The sequence below is a fragment of the Aquimarina muelleri DSM 19832 genome, from assembly GCF_000430665.1.
Lineage (GTDB): Bacteria > Bacteroidota > Bacteroidia > Flavobacteriales > Flavobacteriaceae > Aquimarina > Aquimarina muelleri.
The window spans coordinates 149473-168482 of record NZ_AUML01000009.1 but is presented as its reverse complement, the minus strand read 5'-3'; the positions used below and the strand labels follow the sequence as shown (position 1 = coordinate 168482).

Here is a 19010-nt window from a genome sequence, read left to right as displayed (position 1 = left end):
TCGTAATCGTGGTTAACATTGGGGTTTCGCCATTAGTAGCAAAAACCTCTCTATACTCTACTATGGCAGCATCATTAAATTTATATCTTTTTAAAGGTGGATTATCAAAAGAGTTAAAGTAAAATACCACCTCTCCTTCGCTTAAATAATAAAAATCTTCATTTTTTTTATTATGTACCGATGGCATTTGCATAAAGTACAAAAACACCTCCTCGTTATAGCCTGTTATAAAAGTACATTCTATTAATCCACCCAATACCATAGGGGCAGGTTTTCCTTTTTTGTCTATAAGTGTTTGGTAGAGCATGGTACAGTTTTGTAACTCTCGTACCTGACCAAAAATGGTAAGTTTAGCTAGTATGCCCATTGTAGGTATGTATCTTGTTATTATCGAATTATTTTAGTGTAAATTCAGCTAACAAAATAGGTTTTGGGAACACAAAATAACGCAAAATAATCTGGATCTTTTTGGCTGCGTAACAAGTTTATGATTTTTCCATAACCATTGGTTTTATTAGCGTTTTTAGGTATACTATTGAACATTAATCGGAGTCGATTTGATCTAATAACTCTAATAACCGTAAACGATCCGTTACGGGGTTCTTGCTTTTTGGGGGATGTTTTTTCAAAAAATCAAGGGCTATAGCTTCCAGATGTGATTCTGCAAAGGTTATTTGTAAGTTATCCCTATTATATTCCATTAATTTTAATTGCCAAGGCGTGATAAAATATAGATACTCGCCACCCAAAAAGTTGGGCAATAAGGTTTTGATTTTATAAACTTTCATATACTGGCAATGGTCATGCAGATAACAATATCCATAGCGATCTGCTGCACTGATATTTGTTTTTATGGAGATATTTTCTATCTGCTTTTTAATCTCTTCGTACTGGATAGGGCTTTTAAAATCCCTAAGCATAGTTTCGATTTTAAGCAGGATATCATATACCTCAATTTTATCCATGCCGTTTACTTGTTTAAACAGGTTTTGGATGATTTTATCTTTGTGTGTTATCATTTTTGGTGGTTAATAGTTGTTATTTTATTCGCAAACTCATTTTCAGATTTCAGACACCAAACTTCCCTCGCTTTTCACATTTCCAACTTTTATTCTTTAGTCCCCAACCCTTCCTAAAAAGAGAAGAGTTTTTACAAGATTCACAAACTCACCCCAAACTCTCGTATACTTTTATTTTTTGCACAAAACCCAAAAGTAAACTCTCCTGCTTCTGCATATACATAACTTTGCTCAGCTATATCATACGCTACAGGCGCATTTAGTTTTTTCATAAGCTGTATGGTTCTATACAATTTAGTTTTAGAAATCCCCATTCGGGATGCAAACTCATCTGGGCCACCTGTAGCCCGCATTCTAATAAATTGATCCATACGTTCTATAATCTGTATTTGTCTTATCATGATATCCATACGATGTGTATTTTATTTTTTAATTATTGTTGACTACACCTCTCTAGGAGAGCACAATACAGCGATGGGTTTACGTTTGTTATCTGCATATTCTTTATCCCTTTCCCTACTTTTGGATTTACTGTTTTATGGCATACCCCACTTAGCAAGTACCCCTACCCACTTATATAAGTACCCCCACCCACTTACGAAGTACCCCGGGGTACTACAACTGTTAAAGCTTGCGGTAACTTTGTCAGTTTACCCACTTCATTACTGGGGGTGGGGTACTTCAGAACCGGGGGTTCTATGTAACTTTGTCAGTTCACCCACTTGGGATTGCGAGTGTACCCACTTCATTACTGAGTCATTGGGGTAACTTTGCTATCGATAGGGCAAATTTTGAGGTACCGCTTGTAATTTTTGATATCTACCTCCTCTTTTTTGGGATACAGCCTGCAAAAAAGGATAGTGCGCCTGTGTTTTTTGCTCCTTACATAGCAAATTTTGCCTGTTACTCTGGTGTATTAGATTCTTCCTTCTCTTCTACAGGAGTGGCATTGATACTTTGTGTAAAACGGGTTCTTAATAGTTCGTAGGCACTTTGTGCGCCTTCCATCGGCATTTTACGGGCTGCATCGGCAAGGCTATAAACTGATAATGCTACACGGTACACCTCGCTACCCGCTATAGTCTGCGTATCTTTTAATTGCCGTAGCAGGATATCCAGTTCTAAAATAACAGGGTCTAATTGCTCAAAAAGGGTAAGGTCTTTACGGGCTTCTTCGGCAGTTAATGCATCTGGTATCCATTTTGGTTTGCCTTCTAAAATATGGATGCTGTCTTCGGCAAAAATCTTGTTAGAGCTATTGATCTTTGGTAAGTTTTTACGCTCTTTTGGCGTTAGGTTTTGTAAAAAATCCAATTCTTGTTTTAAGGTGGTAAGACTGGTTTGGATCGTAGTTACCTCTTCGGTTGTTAATACTTTACTGATTCTGTTGTATTCGCTCATTATTATATGTATTTAATTGTTTTTCTGTTTCTATTTCTAGCTGTTGGTTGTTAGGTTTTAGCTTCATACTTCTCTCCTTCTAAAAGACGCAGAGATGCAAGGTTGAAAGACTACAATACTCACGGACTTAACTTAATACTTCACTGCTAAAAAAGGGAGCCTAAAGCACAAAGTCTACTTTGATTATCGACTCCCCACACAAACTCAATTAACTTTTTTTCAAATTTTGGATTTCAAACTTCACTCTTCTTACATCTGGCTTCTGACCCATTCCGACTACCTATTCACTAACTAATGAACTCACTATAAATTTTTTACCTCTTATTCGATCCTTTTAAGTATTTCGTATGTGATAATTACCTCAACATCTACAATTTTTACTCGGGGTTTACCAATCCCAATGCTATTTCTACAATTTTTACAGCTGCCTTGGTTCGTATAGCAACTTTTATACATACTACTTCTTTTTGATCCGTATCCAGATGTATATAAGGTGTAAACATTATGCTTTTGGTTTTATTGGAGGTACACTTCGAGAGCCTCAGTGTACTACTTTTTATAGATGTGCCCTGAGGTTCTCGAAGGACACTAGGTGCTGCTTTCTATTTATGTACACAATGCCTCAGCGTACTTGTTAAGGGCGATGCCCTGAGGCTCTCGAAGGGCTTTATGGCGCATTACAGATCTATTTTTTGGGTTAAGCAATACTATATTTCGTGCTTTATAGATAAGCTGTACGGCTTTTTCTTGAGGGATGCCTTTTTCGTATAATTTGTTGATCCAGCTATATACTAATAGCTCATAAGGATACTGATGTGCCAGATTGTACATAAAAATATCGGTTTTAAGGTGTAACATTTTTAATACATACAACATAAACTTATGTTTGTGGTGATACTCTAAATACTCCATCGTTGGTTAATTTTGTGGAGTCAAATATAACGGAGAGATTTACGTTGTTGCAAGGGGATTATGGAGTGATTTATAAATAAACAAATGTCAATTTATAAATAACGCTTTATACTTTTATCATAAAAATCTAAAAACGAATACTTTAAAAAAAATAATTTTAATTTACCACATCTTTTATAAAGATACCATTACAAAAAGTGTTTTAATTTTATAAATAAAAGTAGAGTGACAAAAAAACAATTACTTGATACATCTTTTTTATTTGTTGGATTATTGTTTTTTACAATAATCAAAGCAAATTTTCCCTCTACGATAAAATCTAATTTTCAAATTATAGAAAGTGATTCTTTAAAAGAAAAAGCCTATAAATATCTTAAAAAAGGCTATTATAAAAGTGGTAATAATTTTACTCTTGCTGGTATATATGCAAATGCATATATAAAAAGAGCTAAAAAAAATACAAATAATATTGAAATAGCCAATGGTTATTATCTTTTGTCACAAATTTCTACTGAAAAAAGAGCATTAGAATTAGCAGACAGTATATTATTATATGGCAACAAAAGCAATAATAAAGAATTATTAATCAAGGGTAATATTCAAAAAGGTATCAATTATTATTACTTGGCAAACTATGATGAAGCATTATCCATGTTTTTAGAGGCACAAAAAATTGCTGTTAAAGAAAAAAACGAATTTCAGCAAATTGTTGTACGACATAACATAGGTAATCTAAAAAATGTTACTAATCAAAGAAAAGAAGCTCTCGAGATATTCAGAGACAATATCAAATATTTTAATACAAAAGAAAAAAAAGAAGGTTACGAACAGGAAAGACAATATTTGAAATCATTATTCAGATTAGCCAATATTTATAATGTACTTAAAAAATTAGATTCTGCTGAGATTATTAATAAAATAGGAATTAAAGAATCTCTTAAATCTGAGAATAAATATATGTATCCAATGTTTCTAGCTTGTTATGGCTCCACAATGCAACTATCTGGCAGAAAAGAAAAAGCATTAGATAGTCTTAAAAAAAGTGCTCGATTAATAAATAATAGAAAAGCCAGACTAGCATCTATATATTTAATTATTTCTAAAATATATCGTGAAAAAGGTAATTATAATGAATACGAAAACTACCTTCTTAAAATTGACTCCATATATACGAACCATCCTGAAATTATTAAAGAAACTAAAATATCGTATGAAGCTTTAGTTAACTTCTATAGAGGAAACAAAAATCTTGAGAAGCAATTATCTTTTATGAACAAACTAATTGAGGTTGATAGCGTTCTTGATATAAAATTTCAGAATGTAAATAAAGATATAGCTAGAAACTATGAGGGTAAAAACTTAATATCTGAAAAAGAAAGCATAATTAAAAAGTTAGATAGACGAAAGAACAAATATTTATATCTAAATCTTATTTTAATAACAGTTGTATTATTCGCTATTCTAATAATTTATCGATTTTATAAAAAGAAGAGAGTTTATCAAGCTCGTTTTAAAGAATTAATTAAAGATCAATCAAATTTTAAAAACAATACTAAAAATAAAGCCAGAAGCACTGTACAAGGGTCTATTCCTAAAGAAATAGAAACAAGCATTTTACAAGGATTAAATATATTTGAAGAAGAATTCAAATTCTTAGATAAAAACATATCTTTAAAACAAACAGCAACTCTTTTAGGAACCAATACTTCTTATCTTTCTTTTGTCATAAACTCATCTAAAAAGAAAAATTTTTCAAAATACATAAGTGATTTAAGGATACAGTATAGTATTAAAAAATTAACCGAAGACAAAAAATTTAGATTATACTCTATTAAAGCCATTGCAAATGAGGTTGGTTTTAAATCACAAGAAGCATTTTCTAAAGCGTTTTATAAAAAAACAGGCATATATCCATCTCATTTTATAAATAATCTAAAAAACATGAAAAATAAAAAACTTACTTAGTATTAGCATTTTAATGTTGTTAATTTATGAATAAAGAATTGTTAATTTATAAACGTAGATCAATAGACTGATAAAAAGAAGTATCATCAATATCCTTATACTAATTTTGAATTAAGAAATCTTTCAGAATTAATTTTATCCTGTATCTACTATCTTTTGTCATATTCTTATCTCTTTTGCAAAATGATATGAAGCCTTTAAAAAAAAACGAGTTGATGGAAAAGTATCATAATGTCGTTATAGATGACCCTTATAGATACACTGAAAATCCCGACGATAGTCTAGTAATAAGTTGGTTAAAACAAAATAATAAGGTAACTGATTATTATTTTGAAAAAATTGGATCAACAAAAAAGAATCTTAATAAAGTTTTACAATCCTATGAAAAAAAAGATTCTGATATATCTTCAACTGTAATTACCACTAATGATCTATATTTTTATCTTAAAACGAATCCCAAAGAGAATTATTCAAAATTATTTTACAAAGAAGAGAAAAACGGAAAAGAAATTCTGGTCTTTGATCCAAAATCATATAAAGTTAATGATAGTATTAAATATACTATTAATCATATTAGCCCATGTTGGACAGGAGAAAAGATTGCTTTAGGAATTACTGAAAATGATAAGGAATTTTCTAATATCATAGTTATAGATGTAAAATCTAGAGTAATAATATTTGAAACCGATAAAAAGTCATGGCCAGGTGCTCTAGGAGGTGTTAAATGGAATGCGGGCTGTAATGGTATATATTATACTCATGTTCCGGTAACCGATAAAAACAAGAAAGGTTATTTATTTAATACTGAAGCTACTTATTTTGATATTGAAAATACCGAAGAAAAAACAGTGCTTTTTTCAAAATCAAACAATCCTTCTATATCTTTTAAAGAAGAAGATTTTCCTCTTTTATATTTTGATTATCAAGAAAATAAACATCTCATAGGAACAGTTGCAGGTGTTACAAAATATAGAGATGCTTATGTAGCATCTCTGAAAATGATATCAAAAAATAAAAATGACTGGAAACCTTTGTTTAAAGTTTCTGATAAGGTAAAGCGATTTTTTCTTTTAAAAGATGAACTGATATATTTAACGGCTAAAGATGCATCAAATTTTAAAATATGCAAAACTCCAATCCATAAGCCAGATTTTACAAATCCTGATATATTAGTACCCGAATACACCGAAGAAATAATAACAAGTTTTGCAATTACTACAGATGGTATATACTTTGTAAAAGTTAAAAATGGTGTAGAAGCCAAGCTAATGTTTCTTGATAATACTGGGGTTTTAAAACAAATTGATCTTCCTGTAAAAGCAGGCAGTATTAGCCTACAAACTAAGAGTCCAACAAAAAGTGATTTATGGATAACAATAGAAGGATGGGCAAATAACTCTACAAAATACTTTTATAATATAGAATCAAAATCTTTTACATTAGAACAAGAAATATCTGAATTAAAGCAAAATAATGTAATTGTTGAGGAAATTTTGGTACAATCTCATGACGGAAAAGAAATACCCCTATCTCTGATATATAAAAAAGGTTTTAAAAAAGATGGAAGCTGTCCTCTATTTATTACAGCTTATGGAGCCTATGGAAGAAGTATAAATCCTAAATCAACAGTTTTAATATCTAATTGGATCGATGAAGGAGGAGCATATGCAGTAGCTCACGTTCGTGGTGGTGGGGAAAAAGGCTATGAATGGCATATGGATGGACAAAAATTAAACAAAGCAAATAGTTGGAAGGACTTAATTAGTTGTGTGAAATATCTTCAAAAACAGGGTTATACAAAACCAAAAAAAACAGTTGCTTGGGGTGCAAGCGCGGGAGGAATTACTGTTGGTAGAGCTGTTTTAGAAGAACCTAGCTTGTTTTCTGCTACGATCATTACTTCGGGAATTCTTAATACATTAAGATCAGAATTTGCTCCAAATGGCAAAAACAATGTAAAAGAATTTGGATCCATTAAAAACCCAGAAGAGTTTAAATCCCTTTTTGCAATGGACAGTTATCATAATTTAGAAAAGAACACTTCTTATCCAGCATTTTTAGTTACTACAGGTTTTAATGACGTAAGGGTTGCGTCTTGGCAATCTACTAAGTTTATTGCTCGTTTAAAAGAATATAGTATTTCGAATAAACCTATACTATTCGCAGTAGATTTTGAATCTGGGCATGGTAGAGAAAATTCTAAAAGAAAAACACTAACAAAAATAGCAAGAAGAATAGCTTTTGCTCTTTCTCAAACTGGTCACCCAGATTATCAGCCTAAATAATAATTGCTTTTAAATCACTAATCCTTTTGCTATTTATATTTATGGAATAGCAAAAAGAATACAAATTATGAAAAAACTATTTCTTTTTTTGCTCTTCATCAGTTTCTTATTGGGGTATACGCAAGAAAATAAAAACCAATTGCTCCCTAGAGCATTTAATGGAGTTGTAAAAAAACAAAAGCTAAAGGAAGAAGAGCTTAAAAGCTGGCATTATAAAGATATTATCGAGGATACTATCCCTGGTATAAGTTTAGATAAAGCTTATGATAAGATTTTACGAGGAAAAAAAGGAGATACAGTTATTGTAGCTGTAATCGATACAGAGGTAGATATATATCATGAAGATTTAAAAAAGCAGTTTTGGATCAATACGAAGGAAGTTCCTAATAATGGACAAGATGATGATCATAATGGGTATATTGATGATATACATGGTTGGAATTTTTTAGGAAATCAAAAAGGAGAAAATATAATTTATACTAGTTATGAATCTGTACGATTAATAAAAAAGTTTAAACCAATATTTGAAAACAAAACGATAGATACCAGTTTGGTAAGTCAACAAGAAAATTATAAAATCTATCAAGAAGCAAAGAGGAGGTTAAAGGAAAACATAGAATCAAAACAACAACAGCTTAAAACAATACAAAAGTATCAACAAGATATAAAAGATGCTATAAATGGTTTAAAACATTATTTTGCTACTGGAAGTATAACAAAAGAGAATCTTTTAGAATTTAAGACGGAAGATACAATAGCAGAGAAGCAGGCAAAAAAAATAATTGATTATATAAATAGAGGAATTACAGAAGAATCTCTTTTAGGATTTATAGAACAGAACAATGGGGCTTTAGAATTGAGTGCAAATTTGGATTATCAAGAAAGAAAAATTACTGGTGATAACCCTAATGAGATTAAAGATATAGCCTATGGAAATAATAATGTTTCTGGAAATCTAGATAAACTATATCATGGGACAATTGTAACTGGTGTCATTGCAGCCAAAAGAGATAATAATAAAGGAATTGATGGTGTTATTAATGAAGTAAAAATTATGACACTATGTGTCTCTGCCAATGGAGATGAATTGGATAAAGATATAGCATTAGCAATTAGATACGCTGTGGATAACGGTGCAAAAATAATCAACATGAGTTCTGGTAAGCTATTATCTATGAATCGACATTGGGTTAGCGAAGCCATAAAATATGCTGCTAAAAAAGATGTGCTCTTTATAACATCAGCGGGTAATAATGCCCTTCTTCTAGATGAAAAAGAAAATAACTATTATCCAAATGACAATGATAGTAATGAAAAGGAAATAAGTAATAACTTTATGATGGTAGGAGCGAACTCATACACATTAGATAAGAAACTAAGATACTATTTAACTAATTATGGGAAGAATAATGTAGATTTATTTGCCCCTGGATATAAAGTATATACTACATTACCCAATAATAAATATAGATATAGTCAGGGAACATCTATTGCCACACCAATAGTATCTGGGGTAGCAGCTTTATTAATGTCTCATTATCCAGATTTAAAAGCTTCTCAAATAAAAGAGATACTCATGAAATCTGGAGTTTCATATAATATTGATGTAGAGATGTTCCAAAAAGATGACTCTAAAAAAATGATTCCCTTTTCTGAACTCTCCAAATCTGGCAAAGTAGTCAACGCTTATAATGCATTAGTATTGGCAGAACAGATATCTAAAAGCAAAAAATAATGAATAAGGATAGGGTATAATACAATTTTTAAAGCACTTTTTTCACTCTTTTAGTAGTCCTTTTTATAGCCTCTTTATTTTTATATTCTATCCATTTTTGCCCTTGGATTTTTCGCATAAAATTATCTACACGCCTTAATACAAAAACATTATACATAGCTTTTACAAATCTAATTTTGCTTTTAGTAACAGAACGAATACTCATAGAAAACCCAGGGCTTAGATAGGTCATTTGATGCCAGTATCCTTCGGGCATATATAACATTTCGCCATGTTTTAAATTGGTTATATATCCTTTTGCATTTTGTAATGCTGGCCATTTATCAAAATCTGGATTTGCATAATCGATCTCCTGATGAGATAATAAAGAGTGTGGTAATTTGTATACATATTTAGTTTGCGAAGGAGGAAATAGTATGCATTGTTTTTCGCCATGAAAATGAAAATGAAGTATATTAGCATAATCTATATCATAGTGCATAAACACTTTAGAACCTGTGCCTCCAAAAAAAAGAAATGGTAATTTCTTCATTAATTTTAAGCCAATATCTGGGTAGCTAAAATCCTTTTGAAGCTGAGGAACTTCTTTTAACAAATTATATAAAAAAATACGATAATTTGTAGGCCCACTATGTAGTAAATTAATGTAGTCACTCATTTTCATACTAGTATGCGCTTCATTAAATTTGTGGTGAGATGAAATAGGTCTGTCATCGTATAAAGGCACGATGTTTTCGCCTGCCAACGTATTTATATAATTAAGATCCCATTTCTTATATGCTGGCCAATCTTCGATTAGTCTTTCGACCACAACTGGTTTTTGTAAATGAACATACTCCTTAAGAAATTTTTCTTTGGTAATTGTATTTACCCTTGGTATTTGCTCTAAGTTTAATTTCACTTATGTATAAAATGAGCTAAAAATTAAGTTATTATTTGCCAAAAATATGCCATCGATTTATAGTACTACCAGATCTAAACAAACAGCATCCTAATTGTAAATCTAAAATTAATGTCGTTTAGTTGTCAGTCAGAGCTTGTTAAAAACATTAGAAAACGTAAATTTAAAATCACTTCGACAAACTGAATATGAACAAGGAATTTAAATATATCTGTTAACTAAACAATATTGAATCTAACATCGTTAATACACTTTTAAAAGATACATCCTTTTGTATACTAGTCTCTAAAAAAACAATGTGGCATATACTATTTGCCTGCTGCTACTTCTTTTCCTTTTTGTTTTGCAGTTTCATTTTTTTCGATAGTATGGTCTGGTCTCGACCATTTAGGTTTTTCTCCCAAAGGTTCGTATTTAGAATCTTTTGCTTCTATTGTTTCTGGCTGTGCTTTTTTAACAAATGGTTTTTGTGGGTTAAGCCCTAGCATTTTAAACATTTCCATATCCTCACTTACATCAGGATTAGGGGTGGTTAGTAGTTTGTCTCCTGCAAAAATTGAATTAGCTCCTGCAAAGAAACACATTGCTTGTCCTTCTCTACTCATTTCAGTTCTTCCTGCCGATAGTCTTACCTGAGTTTTTGGCATAATGATTCTTGTAGTAGCTACCATTCGTATCATATCCCATATTACTACAGGCTTTTCATCTTCCATTGGTGTTCCTTCTACAGCAACCAATGCATTAATCGGCACTGATTCTGGTTGTGGATTTAGCTTAGATAATGCGACAAGCATTCCTGCGCGATCTTCCACCTCTTCCCCCATACCAATAATCCCACCACTACATACGGTAACATTAGTTTTACGAACATTATCAATCGTTTGTAAACGATCTTCATATCCTCTGGTAGAAATCACTTCTTTATAATATTCCTCAGAGGTATCTAAATTATGATTGTATGCATACAAACCTGCTTCTGCAAGTCGTTGTGCTTGATTTTCGGTTATCATACCTAAGGTACAACATACCTCCATATCCAACTTATTTATGGTACGAACCATCTCTAATACGTTTTCAAACTCTGGTCCGTCTTTAACATTACGCCATGCAGCACCCATACACACTCTAGAGCTACCTGATGACTTTGCTCTAAGAGCCTGTGCTTTTACCTGCTGCACGCTCATAAGATCATTGCCTTCAATATCGGTATGATATCTTGCTGCTTGCGGGCAATATCCGCAATCCTCTGGACACCCTCCTGTTTTAATAGATAAAAGAGTAGATACCTGTACTGTATTTGGGTCATGGTACTCCCTGTGAATGGTAGCTGCTTTATACAGCAAATCCATTAATGGTAAGTTATAAATGTCAAGAATTTCTTGTTTTGTCCAATTGTGTTTAATAACGCTCATATATCATCTAAATCTAAAAAAATCAAATGTAATAAAATCTGGTATGGTAGCCATTAAAGTGCTAAACTAAAATAGTAAAGTTTATTTTTTTATACTTAAAAACTGTTCAAATAGTTTAAAAAATTTCTCTGGTTCTTCTAAATATGGATTGTGACCACTTTTTTCGAACATTACAAACTCTGCTTGTGGCATATAGGTTTTATATTGTATTGCAAACTCTGGTGTAGAGACGCCATCATATCTACCAGCAATTACTAATGTTGGTGACTTCACTTCTTTTAGCTTCCTTCTAAAATCTGTATCTCCCATATCTCCTGTAACATGAAAATCTCCATCTCGACCTACAATATTATAATATACATCTAGATTCCATGAGCGTTTTACATTTTTGGGCACAGGTTGATTTAATTCTGTATTATGATAGTATATATATTTGGTTGGAAAATCACCATATACTTTTAAAAACTCAGGATCAGAAGACACATAACCTACTGCTCTTAAAGAATCCACAGCTTTCCATTTTTCAGGAAAATGTGTCTTGGCATAGTGGTTATAGCTATCGCAATTTGCCTGCCACATTAATCCACTATGAAACCCATTAATCAAAACCATTTTTTCTGTATACTGTGGGTATTTTATAGCATAGGCTTGTGCTACTACGGTTCCGTAAGAATGTCCTACAAGTGTCCACTTTGGCAACTCTAATGCTTTTCTTATCCCTTCTAGTGTTTCTACATCCCCTTGTATAGAGTATTCTTTTTTATCCTTAGCATCTTCAGACAAACCTCTGCCCAATCCATCAAAAAACACTACTTGCGCAGAAGTATGATATTTCCCAAAGTTACCTTGTAGATAATCGTGCGAGTTCCCTGGGCCTCCTGCAATAAATACGATTGGGTTTCCTTTACCTTTAGTTTCTACATTAATTTGATACCCATTAATATTTATAAATTTAGGTTCAAATTGATCATGAATGGTGGTTTCTTGTGCTTTAACCTGAATAGCTAAAACAAAGCTTATAAAAAGAAAAGTGATTTGTGTTTTCATTTATTTACTTCTTTTTCAATTATATTTATTTCACAATATTTAAGGAAGTTCTAATAATATACTTACCGCATTGCCTCCAAAACCAACAGCGTTAACTATGATTTTATGCAACTGTTTAGGGGTTATTTTATTCTTTATAAAGGGTACGGGAATAAATTCTTGATGCTGCATCATCAATATTGCTAATTCTAAACTTAAAATTCCGCTAGCCCCAAAAGTATGCCCTATTTTCCATTTATTAGTGGTTAAAGCTGGTAATGTATCTTTAAAAACGGCTTTAATGGCATTATATTCTGCCATATCTCCTTTTACTGTTCCTGGTGCATGCATTACAATAACGTCTATATCCTCTATCGGGGTTGTTCCCAAAGCCATTTTCATTGATTTCTGAAAACAATCTGCATCTGTAGATATCGATATATTATGTTGTAAAGGTTCTGTAGCATATCCTATACCTTTTATTAAAGCTATGGCATTATCTTTTACTTCTTTTTCCAGACAAACAACGGCAGCTCCTTCTCCCAAAAACATAGAATTCTTCTTTTTATCTAAATTCATTGCCTGACAAGGGTAAGCAGATTCTGCATCCAAAGCATATATTTTTAACGCTTTCATTTGTGCAATAGTAAAAGGGGTTAATGGTGCTTCGCTCCCCCCTACCAAAAATTGTTCTGCTAAGCCCGACTGTAACCAGGCAACCCCATTAAGGATTGCATGTAATGCCGTAGAGCAGGTTATAGAATGGCTTATTTCTGGCCCGTTGGTTTGTAAATCATGTGCTATCCAAGAGGATATATTACCAAGCGTTGTAGTAGGAGAACTTAATGTAGAAGACTTACCTGTTTTTAGAAATTCCTGATGGTATTTTTCAAAAAGACTTGTTGCTCCTCTGGAGGAACCTATATTAATTCCAAAATTACTTTGTTTATCCCACCCTGCATTTACTACTGCTTGCCTTGCAGCATAGATCCCAAAAAGAACGGAATCATCTAAGTTTTTATAATGATCTGTTTCTTGCCTTAATTCTTCGATTATTTGTTTTGCTTCTTCAGAAAGGAAAGCTACAAGTGCTTTCTCTCCATCAAAATTTTTAGTAGAAATACGATGGGATGGATCTCTGTAGGCATTCCAGATATCTTTAGAAAAAAATCCTAAAGGAGATATGGAAGAAATCCCCGTTATAGATACTATTTGTTGCAATTTATAAGTTTTGGCAAATGTACAGGTTTGTTCTATCTTGTTCAATAGTTATTATACTTTTTACTGTATTTTAGAGCATAATTAAGTAACAAAATATAGATTTTAGATACTTATACTTACAACAATATACATGTTATGGAAGATCATATACCACAGAAAAGTTGGTTTGCCAGAAACTGGGGATGGGCAGTTCCTGTTGGTGGTTGCTTAACTATCATTATTTTATTTTTTATTTTTTTAGGTTCTTTGATATTTGGAGTAAGCGAATTAATCTCCGAATCTGTTCCTTATCAAGATGCTATTAAAAAGGTAAACGAAGATGAGTATGTTATAAATATTCTAGGAGAACCTATAGAAACGGATGGTATGATGAATGGCAGTTTATCTTATGAAAACAACCAAGGATCGGCAGATATATCGATACCAATTAAGGGTCCTAAAGGGGGAGCAGAACTATACTTAGTAGGTACTAAAGAAAATGACCAATGGACCTATACAGAAATGTATGTGATTATTGAAGAAACCGATGAGCAAATTGATTTATTAGGATATCAACAAGATGAATACAACGAAAACCCATAATTATTTAATCGTTTTTGGAACACCATTGCTTCTGATTTTATCTGTGATTTTAATCTCTAGAGATCTCTTGTTTGAAACAAATAGCAATGCCTTATCTATTGGGATAACATTAGATCTGCTTTTTACTATCCCTTTTTTTTATTTTTTATTGATTAGAAAGAAAAACATACCAAAAACTACTGTAATTCCTTTTTTTGTTTTAGGGATATGGGTAGCTTCCTATAGTATTCCTAAAGAACATCAGTTTTTGCTTAACTGGATTAAAACCTGGGTGTTTCCTCTTGTAGAAATTGGAGTGGTTATTTTTGTCTTTCACAAAGTTAGACAAACCTTAAAACAATATAAAGCTACCACAAAAGACAAGCAGGATTTTTTTACTGCTTTGAAACAAACCTGCTTTGATATTTTACCAAAAAGAATAGCTACATTTCTTGCTATGGAACTTGCTGTTTTTTATTATGGGTTTATAGTCTGGAAAAAAAGAGTTCTAAAAGAAAACGAATTCTCCTACCATAAAAACAGTGGCACCATTTCTTTATTAGTAGCTTTTATTTTTATTATAGGAGTCGAAACCTATGTAATTCATATTCTCCTACTAAAATGGAGTACTATTGCTGCTTGGGTTGCAAGTGTTTTAAGTATGTATTCTAGTCTCCAGATCTTTGGCTTTTTGAAATCTATTCTAAAAAGACCCATATGTATTGAAAAGCAGCAGATACAACTTCGTTATGGTATCCTTAGTGAAACAACCATAAATATTAATGAAATTGAATCTATTGAAATTACTACTAAAGATTTAGAGTTTAACACCGAAACTCGAAAATTATCCCCACTTGGGGAGTTAGAAAGTCATAATATCTTAATTACTTTAAAAACCGAGAACACACTTTTTGGGCTGTACGGAACCCAAAAAAAGTATAAAAAAATAGCTTTTTATATAGATCAAAAAGAGAAGTTTAAAACTACTCTTGAAACATTATGCTTATAAAATCAAATCTGATCTAACAGCTCTACAATGGTATCATAAATTTTTTCTAACTGCTGTTGTGTTATCACATAAGGGGGTAAAATATACACCGTACTCCCCAATGGTCTTAGTGCTACCCCGTTTTTCATAAAATGATCAAAGATCTCATACCTTTTTTCGCCATAACGATCCATTTGGATATCCAGATCTAATGCATATATTACTCCTTGTTGCCGGGTGGTCTTTACTTTTGGATGATTGTTTATTTTAGCATCAAAATTTTTATGAGACATGGTTATCCTTTGTATGTCATTTTGAATTTCTTCGGTATGCAATAGCTCTATTGCGCCTAAAGCTACAGAGCATGCTATAGGATTGGCAGAGTAGGTATGGGCATGAAAAAAAGCTTTACCTACAGAATCATCTAAAAAGGCATCATAAATATTTTGTGTACAACTGGTCACTGCCATTGGTACAAAACCAGCTGTTAAGGCCTTAGACATGGATATAATATCTGGTTTGGTTTTTATATAATCGGATGCAAAAGTTCTTCCTGTTTTTCCAAAACCCGTCATTACCTCATCTGCGATGGTAATAACATTATTTTTCTTACAAACACTAAGGATTTGATCCAAATACATAGCCTTATACATATGCATTGCATTGGCTCCTTGTACCAGAGGCTCATAAATAAAAGCAGCCACTTTATGAGTATTAATATACTCTTGTAATTGCTGTAGAACAGAGTCTATATTTTCAGAATTTGGAGTAGGTATTCGTTTTACATCTATAAAAAAATCTTCGAAAGGCCCATTATAAACCGATAATCCAGAGGCTGACATGGCTCCAAATGTATCTCCATGAAAACCATCCTCAAAAGCAATAATGGTATTGCGTTTTTCGCCTTTATTAAAATGATATTGTAATGCCATTTTAATCCCTACTTCATTTGCTGTAGAGCCATTATCCGAGAAAAAAATCTTTTCTTGATTATCTGGTAAAATTTTAATTAACTCTTCTGATAATCTAATTGCGGGTTCATGCGTAAAACCAGCAAATACGATCTGATCTAACTGTTGCATTTGATGCTGCACCTGCTCTAGAATATAATCATTACAATGCCCATACATTGCTGTGTACCAAGAGGCAATCCCATCTATATATTCTGTACCATCCTCTCCAAATAACAAAGCTCCTTTTGCTTTTATAATTGGTAATGCATCTGGATGAACTTTATGTTGTGTAAGTGGATGCCAAAGGTGTTTTTTATCTCTTTCTTTTAAAGTCATCTGTACTGTGTTTACGCAAAAGCGAAAATCTTATTATTTTTTTTATATTTTCCTAAAGTCAAAAAATAAAATTAGAGGTTTTCTAATTTTTCTTTAAAAAATTCTGCATATTCTGCTACTACAACTTTATCAAAATAAGGCTCCTGATCTATTCTGCCCAGTATAGAAACACCTGTCATTTTTTTGATAATATCCTCAGTAGTTTTATTTTCTTCTCCATTAAAAATCACAGAAACATTATATCCTTGTTCTTTCAAAATTTTAATGGTCATTAGGGTATGGTTGATACTTCCTAAATAATGCCTGGAAACCACAATTACTTTATAATCGGATTGTATAAGATCTAAAATAGTATCCTTATCATTTAAAGGAACTAATATACCTCCTGCTCCTTCAATAACGATATTATTATCTACTTTAGGAATATTTATTTTATCTGTTTGTATAGTAACATTATCAATTTCTGCAGCAGCATGCGGACTCATAGGTGTATGTAAAGCATAGCTGTTGTCATGAAATTTTGATTTTGGATTAGACACCAATTCCTGTACCTTATGTGTGTCTGAATATTCTAAATCCCCTGCTTGTACTGGTTTAAAATAATCTGCTTGCAACGCTTCTACTACGATTGCCGAAGCTATAGTTTTACCAACATCGGTGCCTATACCTGTTACAAATATTTTTTTACTCATCTATATTAAATTCTTTTTTACAATCTTGACACCGGTACTTCATTTTTTGATACATCGGCAATAAAAATAAAATAAAACCAAAGAGAAAAAAAAGCAACCCTTTAAAACTATCTATGGTGGAAGCAAGAATTATTTTTTCTCCATTACATTCTGGACAATGAATTGGATTTCCTTCATCGTTCATAGAATACTCATGTATACTTTGTATAATTTGAAGTGCTTGTTCCTCATCTTCTGTTCTTACCTTCAATTTTACACCACCTATGGCATTACTTACCAAAGGGTCTGTATCAATGGTATGCATATCTGTAGTAAAAACCTCTATCCCTTCTGATTCTAATCTTCCTTTTACAATCAGTGCTTCTGCAGAATACTGAAAAACCGCAACTGTTTTAAATGTTTCCTTCATGCCTATACAAAAGTAGTAAGTAGTTCTAAGACTTCAGAGATTTCTTCTTTAGAATTGTACGAATGTAAACAAAAACGCAGCCTTTCTTTACCTTTTGCAACGGTTGGGGATAAAATTGGTTTTATATCAAATCCTTTCTTTTGTATATGGAATGCTACTTTTTTTACATTTTCATTGCTAGGGATAATGCAACAGTGTATTGCCGAATTACTTTGTATAAATTTTGTTTTTAGATTAATAGATTCTAATTTTTGATTAAAAAAAGTAATGTTTTCTTTCAGTTTTTTGATTTGGGAGGTTATTTGAAGTTCCTGATATGCTACCAGTATAGTTGCCAGAGAATGTGGCGGTAAGCCTGTGGTATATATAAAACTTCTGGCAAAATTAATCAGATATTTTTTTAATTCTTCATTCCCAAAAATTACTGCTCCATGGCATCCCATTGCTTTACCAAAGGTATGGATTCTGGCAAAAATCATGTCTTCAAGACCTAATTCTTGTAATAACCCCTCGCCTTGTTCTCCATAAACTCCTGTCGCATGCGCCTCGTCTATAACCAGATTGCAATTATGATCTCTACAAATTGCTACAAGACTCTGCAAATCTGCGACATCTCCATCCATAGAAAAAACAGATTCTGTTACTATATATATTTCTAAAAACTCATTTTTACCTGCTTTATCAAACTTAACGAATTGAAGTTTTTTTTGCAGATCACTCCAATCATTATGTTTAAATTTATAAGAGGTAGCAGTACTCATTTTAATACCATCCCGAATCGAAGCATGTATTAGCTCGTCATACAAAATAATATCTCCTCGCTGCGGAACAGAAGAAAAAAATCCAACATTAGCATCATATCCCGAATTAAACAATAATGCTGCTTCTGCATTATGAAATTTTGCCAACTCTTTTTCTACTTCTACATACAAATCATAATTACCAGAAAGTAAACGGGACCCTGTGGCTCCATTTTTATAAATTCCTTTTGTATCTAAAAGTTTATGCGCTTTATCAAAAATATTTCTTTCGGTTGCAAAACCAAGATAATCATTAGAATAAAGATCTATTCTTTTTTTATCTATAGAGAGTGTACGAAGCGAATTACTGCCATCTCTATCCTCAAGTTTTTTCTGAAGTTTTTCTGGTAATTTCATAATATGGAATCAAAAATAAAACAATTGCTACTTAAAT

The 19010-nt window shown here is 32.0% G+C and carries 19 protein-coding genes; 5 read left to right on the top strand and 14 right to left on the bottom strand.

Annotation, left to right across the window (positions count from 1 at the left end):
* From tssD to H527_RS0106440, 6 genes are all read right to left on the bottom strand, one after another.
* Positions 1-367 (bottom strand): type VI secretion system tube protein TssD (tssD, locus tag H527_RS0106470; RefSeq protein ID WP_027411945.1); only part of this gene is annotated, 367 nt, incomplete at its 3' end.
* Between the two features lie 175 nt (positions 368-542).
* Positions 543-1019 (bottom strand): hypothetical protein, encoded by a 477-nt coding sequence (locus tag H527_RS0106460; protein WP_027411944.1) that lies wholly within the window; start codon positions 1017-1019, stop codon positions 543-545.
* 140 nt (positions 1020-1159) lie between these two features.
* Complete coding sequence (locus tag H527_RS0106455) at positions 1160-1429, bottom strand: hypothetical protein (RefSeq protein ID WP_155837820.1); 270 nt, start codon at positions 1427-1429, stop codon at positions 1160-1162.
* A 493-nt stretch (positions 1430-1922) separates the two neighbouring features.
* Positions 1923-2420 carry a hypothetical protein gene (locus H527_RS0106450; protein ID WP_027411942.1) on the bottom strand — a complete coding sequence of 166 codons (498 nt, stop codon included), beginning with the start codon at positions 2418-2420 and terminating at the stop codon, positions 1923-1925.
* A 377-nt stretch (positions 2421-2797) separates the two neighbouring features.
* Positions 2798-2923, bottom strand: a complete 126-nt coding sequence (locus H527_RS24680) for a hypothetical protein (RefSeq protein WP_262891707.1) — start codon at positions 2921-2923, stop codon at positions 2798-2800.
* A gap of 103 nt (positions 2924-3026) precedes the next feature.
* On the bottom strand, positions 3027-3332 hold the full coding sequence (locus tag H527_RS0106440; RefSeq protein WP_027411941.1) for a hypothetical protein: 306 nt from the start codon (positions 3330-3332) through the stop codon (positions 3027-3029).
* A gap of 225 nt (positions 3333-3557) precedes the next feature.
* On the opposite strand from H527_RS0106440, the gene H527_RS0106435 reads away from it, so the two are divergent.
* The 3 genes from H527_RS0106435 to H527_RS21575 all read left to right on the top strand — a co-directional run bounded on the left by H527_RS0106435 (position 3558) and on the right by H527_RS21575 (position 9317).
* Positions 3558-5297 (top strand): helix-turn-helix domain-containing protein, encoded by a 1740-nt coding sequence (locus H527_RS0106435; RefSeq protein ID WP_027411940.1) that lies wholly within the window; start codon positions 3558-3560, stop codon positions 5295-5297.
* 188 nt (positions 5298-5485) lie between these two features.
* Positions 5486-7582: a prolyl oligopeptidase family serine peptidase gene (locus tag H527_RS0106430; protein WP_051316665.1), complete on the top strand. Its 2097-nt coding sequence runs from the start codon at positions 5486-5488 to the stop codon at positions 7580-7582.
* A gap of 67 nt (positions 7583-7649) precedes the next feature.
* Entirely contained in the window at positions 7650-9317 is a 1668-nt protein-coding gene (locus H527_RS21575; RefSeq protein ID WP_081414561.1) for a S8 family serine peptidase, read from the top strand.
* A gap of 28 nt (positions 9318-9345) precedes the next feature.
* Here H527_RS21575 and H527_RS0106420 read toward each other — a convergent pair whose 3' ends face one another.
* The 4 genes from H527_RS0106420 to H527_RS0106405 form a co-directional block, all read right to left on the bottom strand.
* Positions 9346-10218, bottom strand: a complete 873-nt coding sequence (locus tag H527_RS0106420; protein ID WP_027411938.1) for a cupin-like domain-containing protein — start codon at positions 10216-10218, stop codon at positions 9346-9348.
* Positions 10219-10526: 308 nt separating this feature from the next.
* Positions 10527-11630, bottom strand: coding sequence for a biotin synthase BioB (gene bioB / locus H527_RS0106415; RefSeq protein WP_027411937.1), 1104 nt, complete (start codon positions 11628-11630; stop codon positions 10527-10529).
* Between the two features lie 81 nt (positions 11631-11711).
* Positions 11712-12677, bottom strand: a complete 966-nt coding sequence (locus tag H527_RS0106410) for an alpha/beta fold hydrolase (RefSeq protein WP_027411936.1) — start codon at positions 12675-12677, stop codon at positions 11712-11714.
* A gap of 39 nt (positions 12678-12716) precedes the next feature.
* Complete coding sequence (locus tag H527_RS0106405) at positions 12717-13922, bottom strand: beta-ketoacyl synthase N-terminal-like domain-containing protein (RefSeq protein ID WP_323054114.1); 1206 nt, start codon at positions 13920-13922, stop codon at positions 12717-12719.
* 90 nt (positions 13923-14012) lie between these two features.
* Here H527_RS0106405 and H527_RS21570 point away from each other — a divergent pair, with 90 nt between their 5' ends.
* Positions 14013-14459 (top strand): cytochrome c oxidase assembly factor Coa1 family protein, encoded by a 447-nt coding sequence (locus H527_RS21570; protein ID WP_035087539.1) that lies wholly within the window; start codon positions 14013-14015, stop codon positions 14457-14459.
* Positions 14437-15447 (top strand): hypothetical protein, encoded by a 1011-nt coding sequence (locus H527_RS0106395; RefSeq protein WP_035087537.1) that lies wholly within the window; start codon positions 14437-14439, stop codon positions 15445-15447. The genes H527_RS21570 and H527_RS0106395 overlap by 23 nt, the downstream gene beginning before the upstream one ends.
* A 2-nt stretch (positions 15448-15449) precedes the next feature.
* On the opposite strand, the gene bioA is transcribed toward H527_RS0106395, so the two are convergent.
* From bioA to H527_RS0106375, 4 genes are all read right to left on the bottom strand, one after another.
* Positions 15450-16715 (bottom strand): adenosylmethionine--8-amino-7-oxononanoate transaminase, encoded by a 1266-nt coding sequence (bioA, locus tag H527_RS0106390; protein WP_027411933.1) that lies wholly within the window; start codon positions 16713-16715, stop codon positions 15450-15452.
* Between the two features lie 71 nt (positions 16716-16786).
* On the bottom strand, positions 16787-17407 hold the full coding sequence (gene bioD, locus H527_RS0106385; protein WP_027411932.1) for a dethiobiotin synthase: 621 nt from the start codon (positions 17405-17407) through the stop codon (positions 16787-16789).
* Positions 17400-17816, bottom strand: a complete 417-nt coding sequence (locus H527_RS0106380; RefSeq protein ID WP_027411931.1) for a putative signal transducing protein — start codon at positions 17814-17816, stop codon at positions 17400-17402. Before H527_RS0106380 ends, bioD begins: the two co-directional genes overlap by 8 nt.
* Positions 17817-17818: 2 nt before the next feature.
* Positions 17819-18973 carry an aminotransferase class I/II-fold pyridoxal phosphate-dependent enzyme gene (locus tag H527_RS0106375; protein WP_035087535.1) on the bottom strand — a complete coding sequence of 385 codons (1155 nt, stop codon included), beginning with the start codon at positions 18971-18973 and terminating at the stop codon, positions 17819-17821.
* Positions 18974-19010 lie beyond the last annotated feature (37 nt).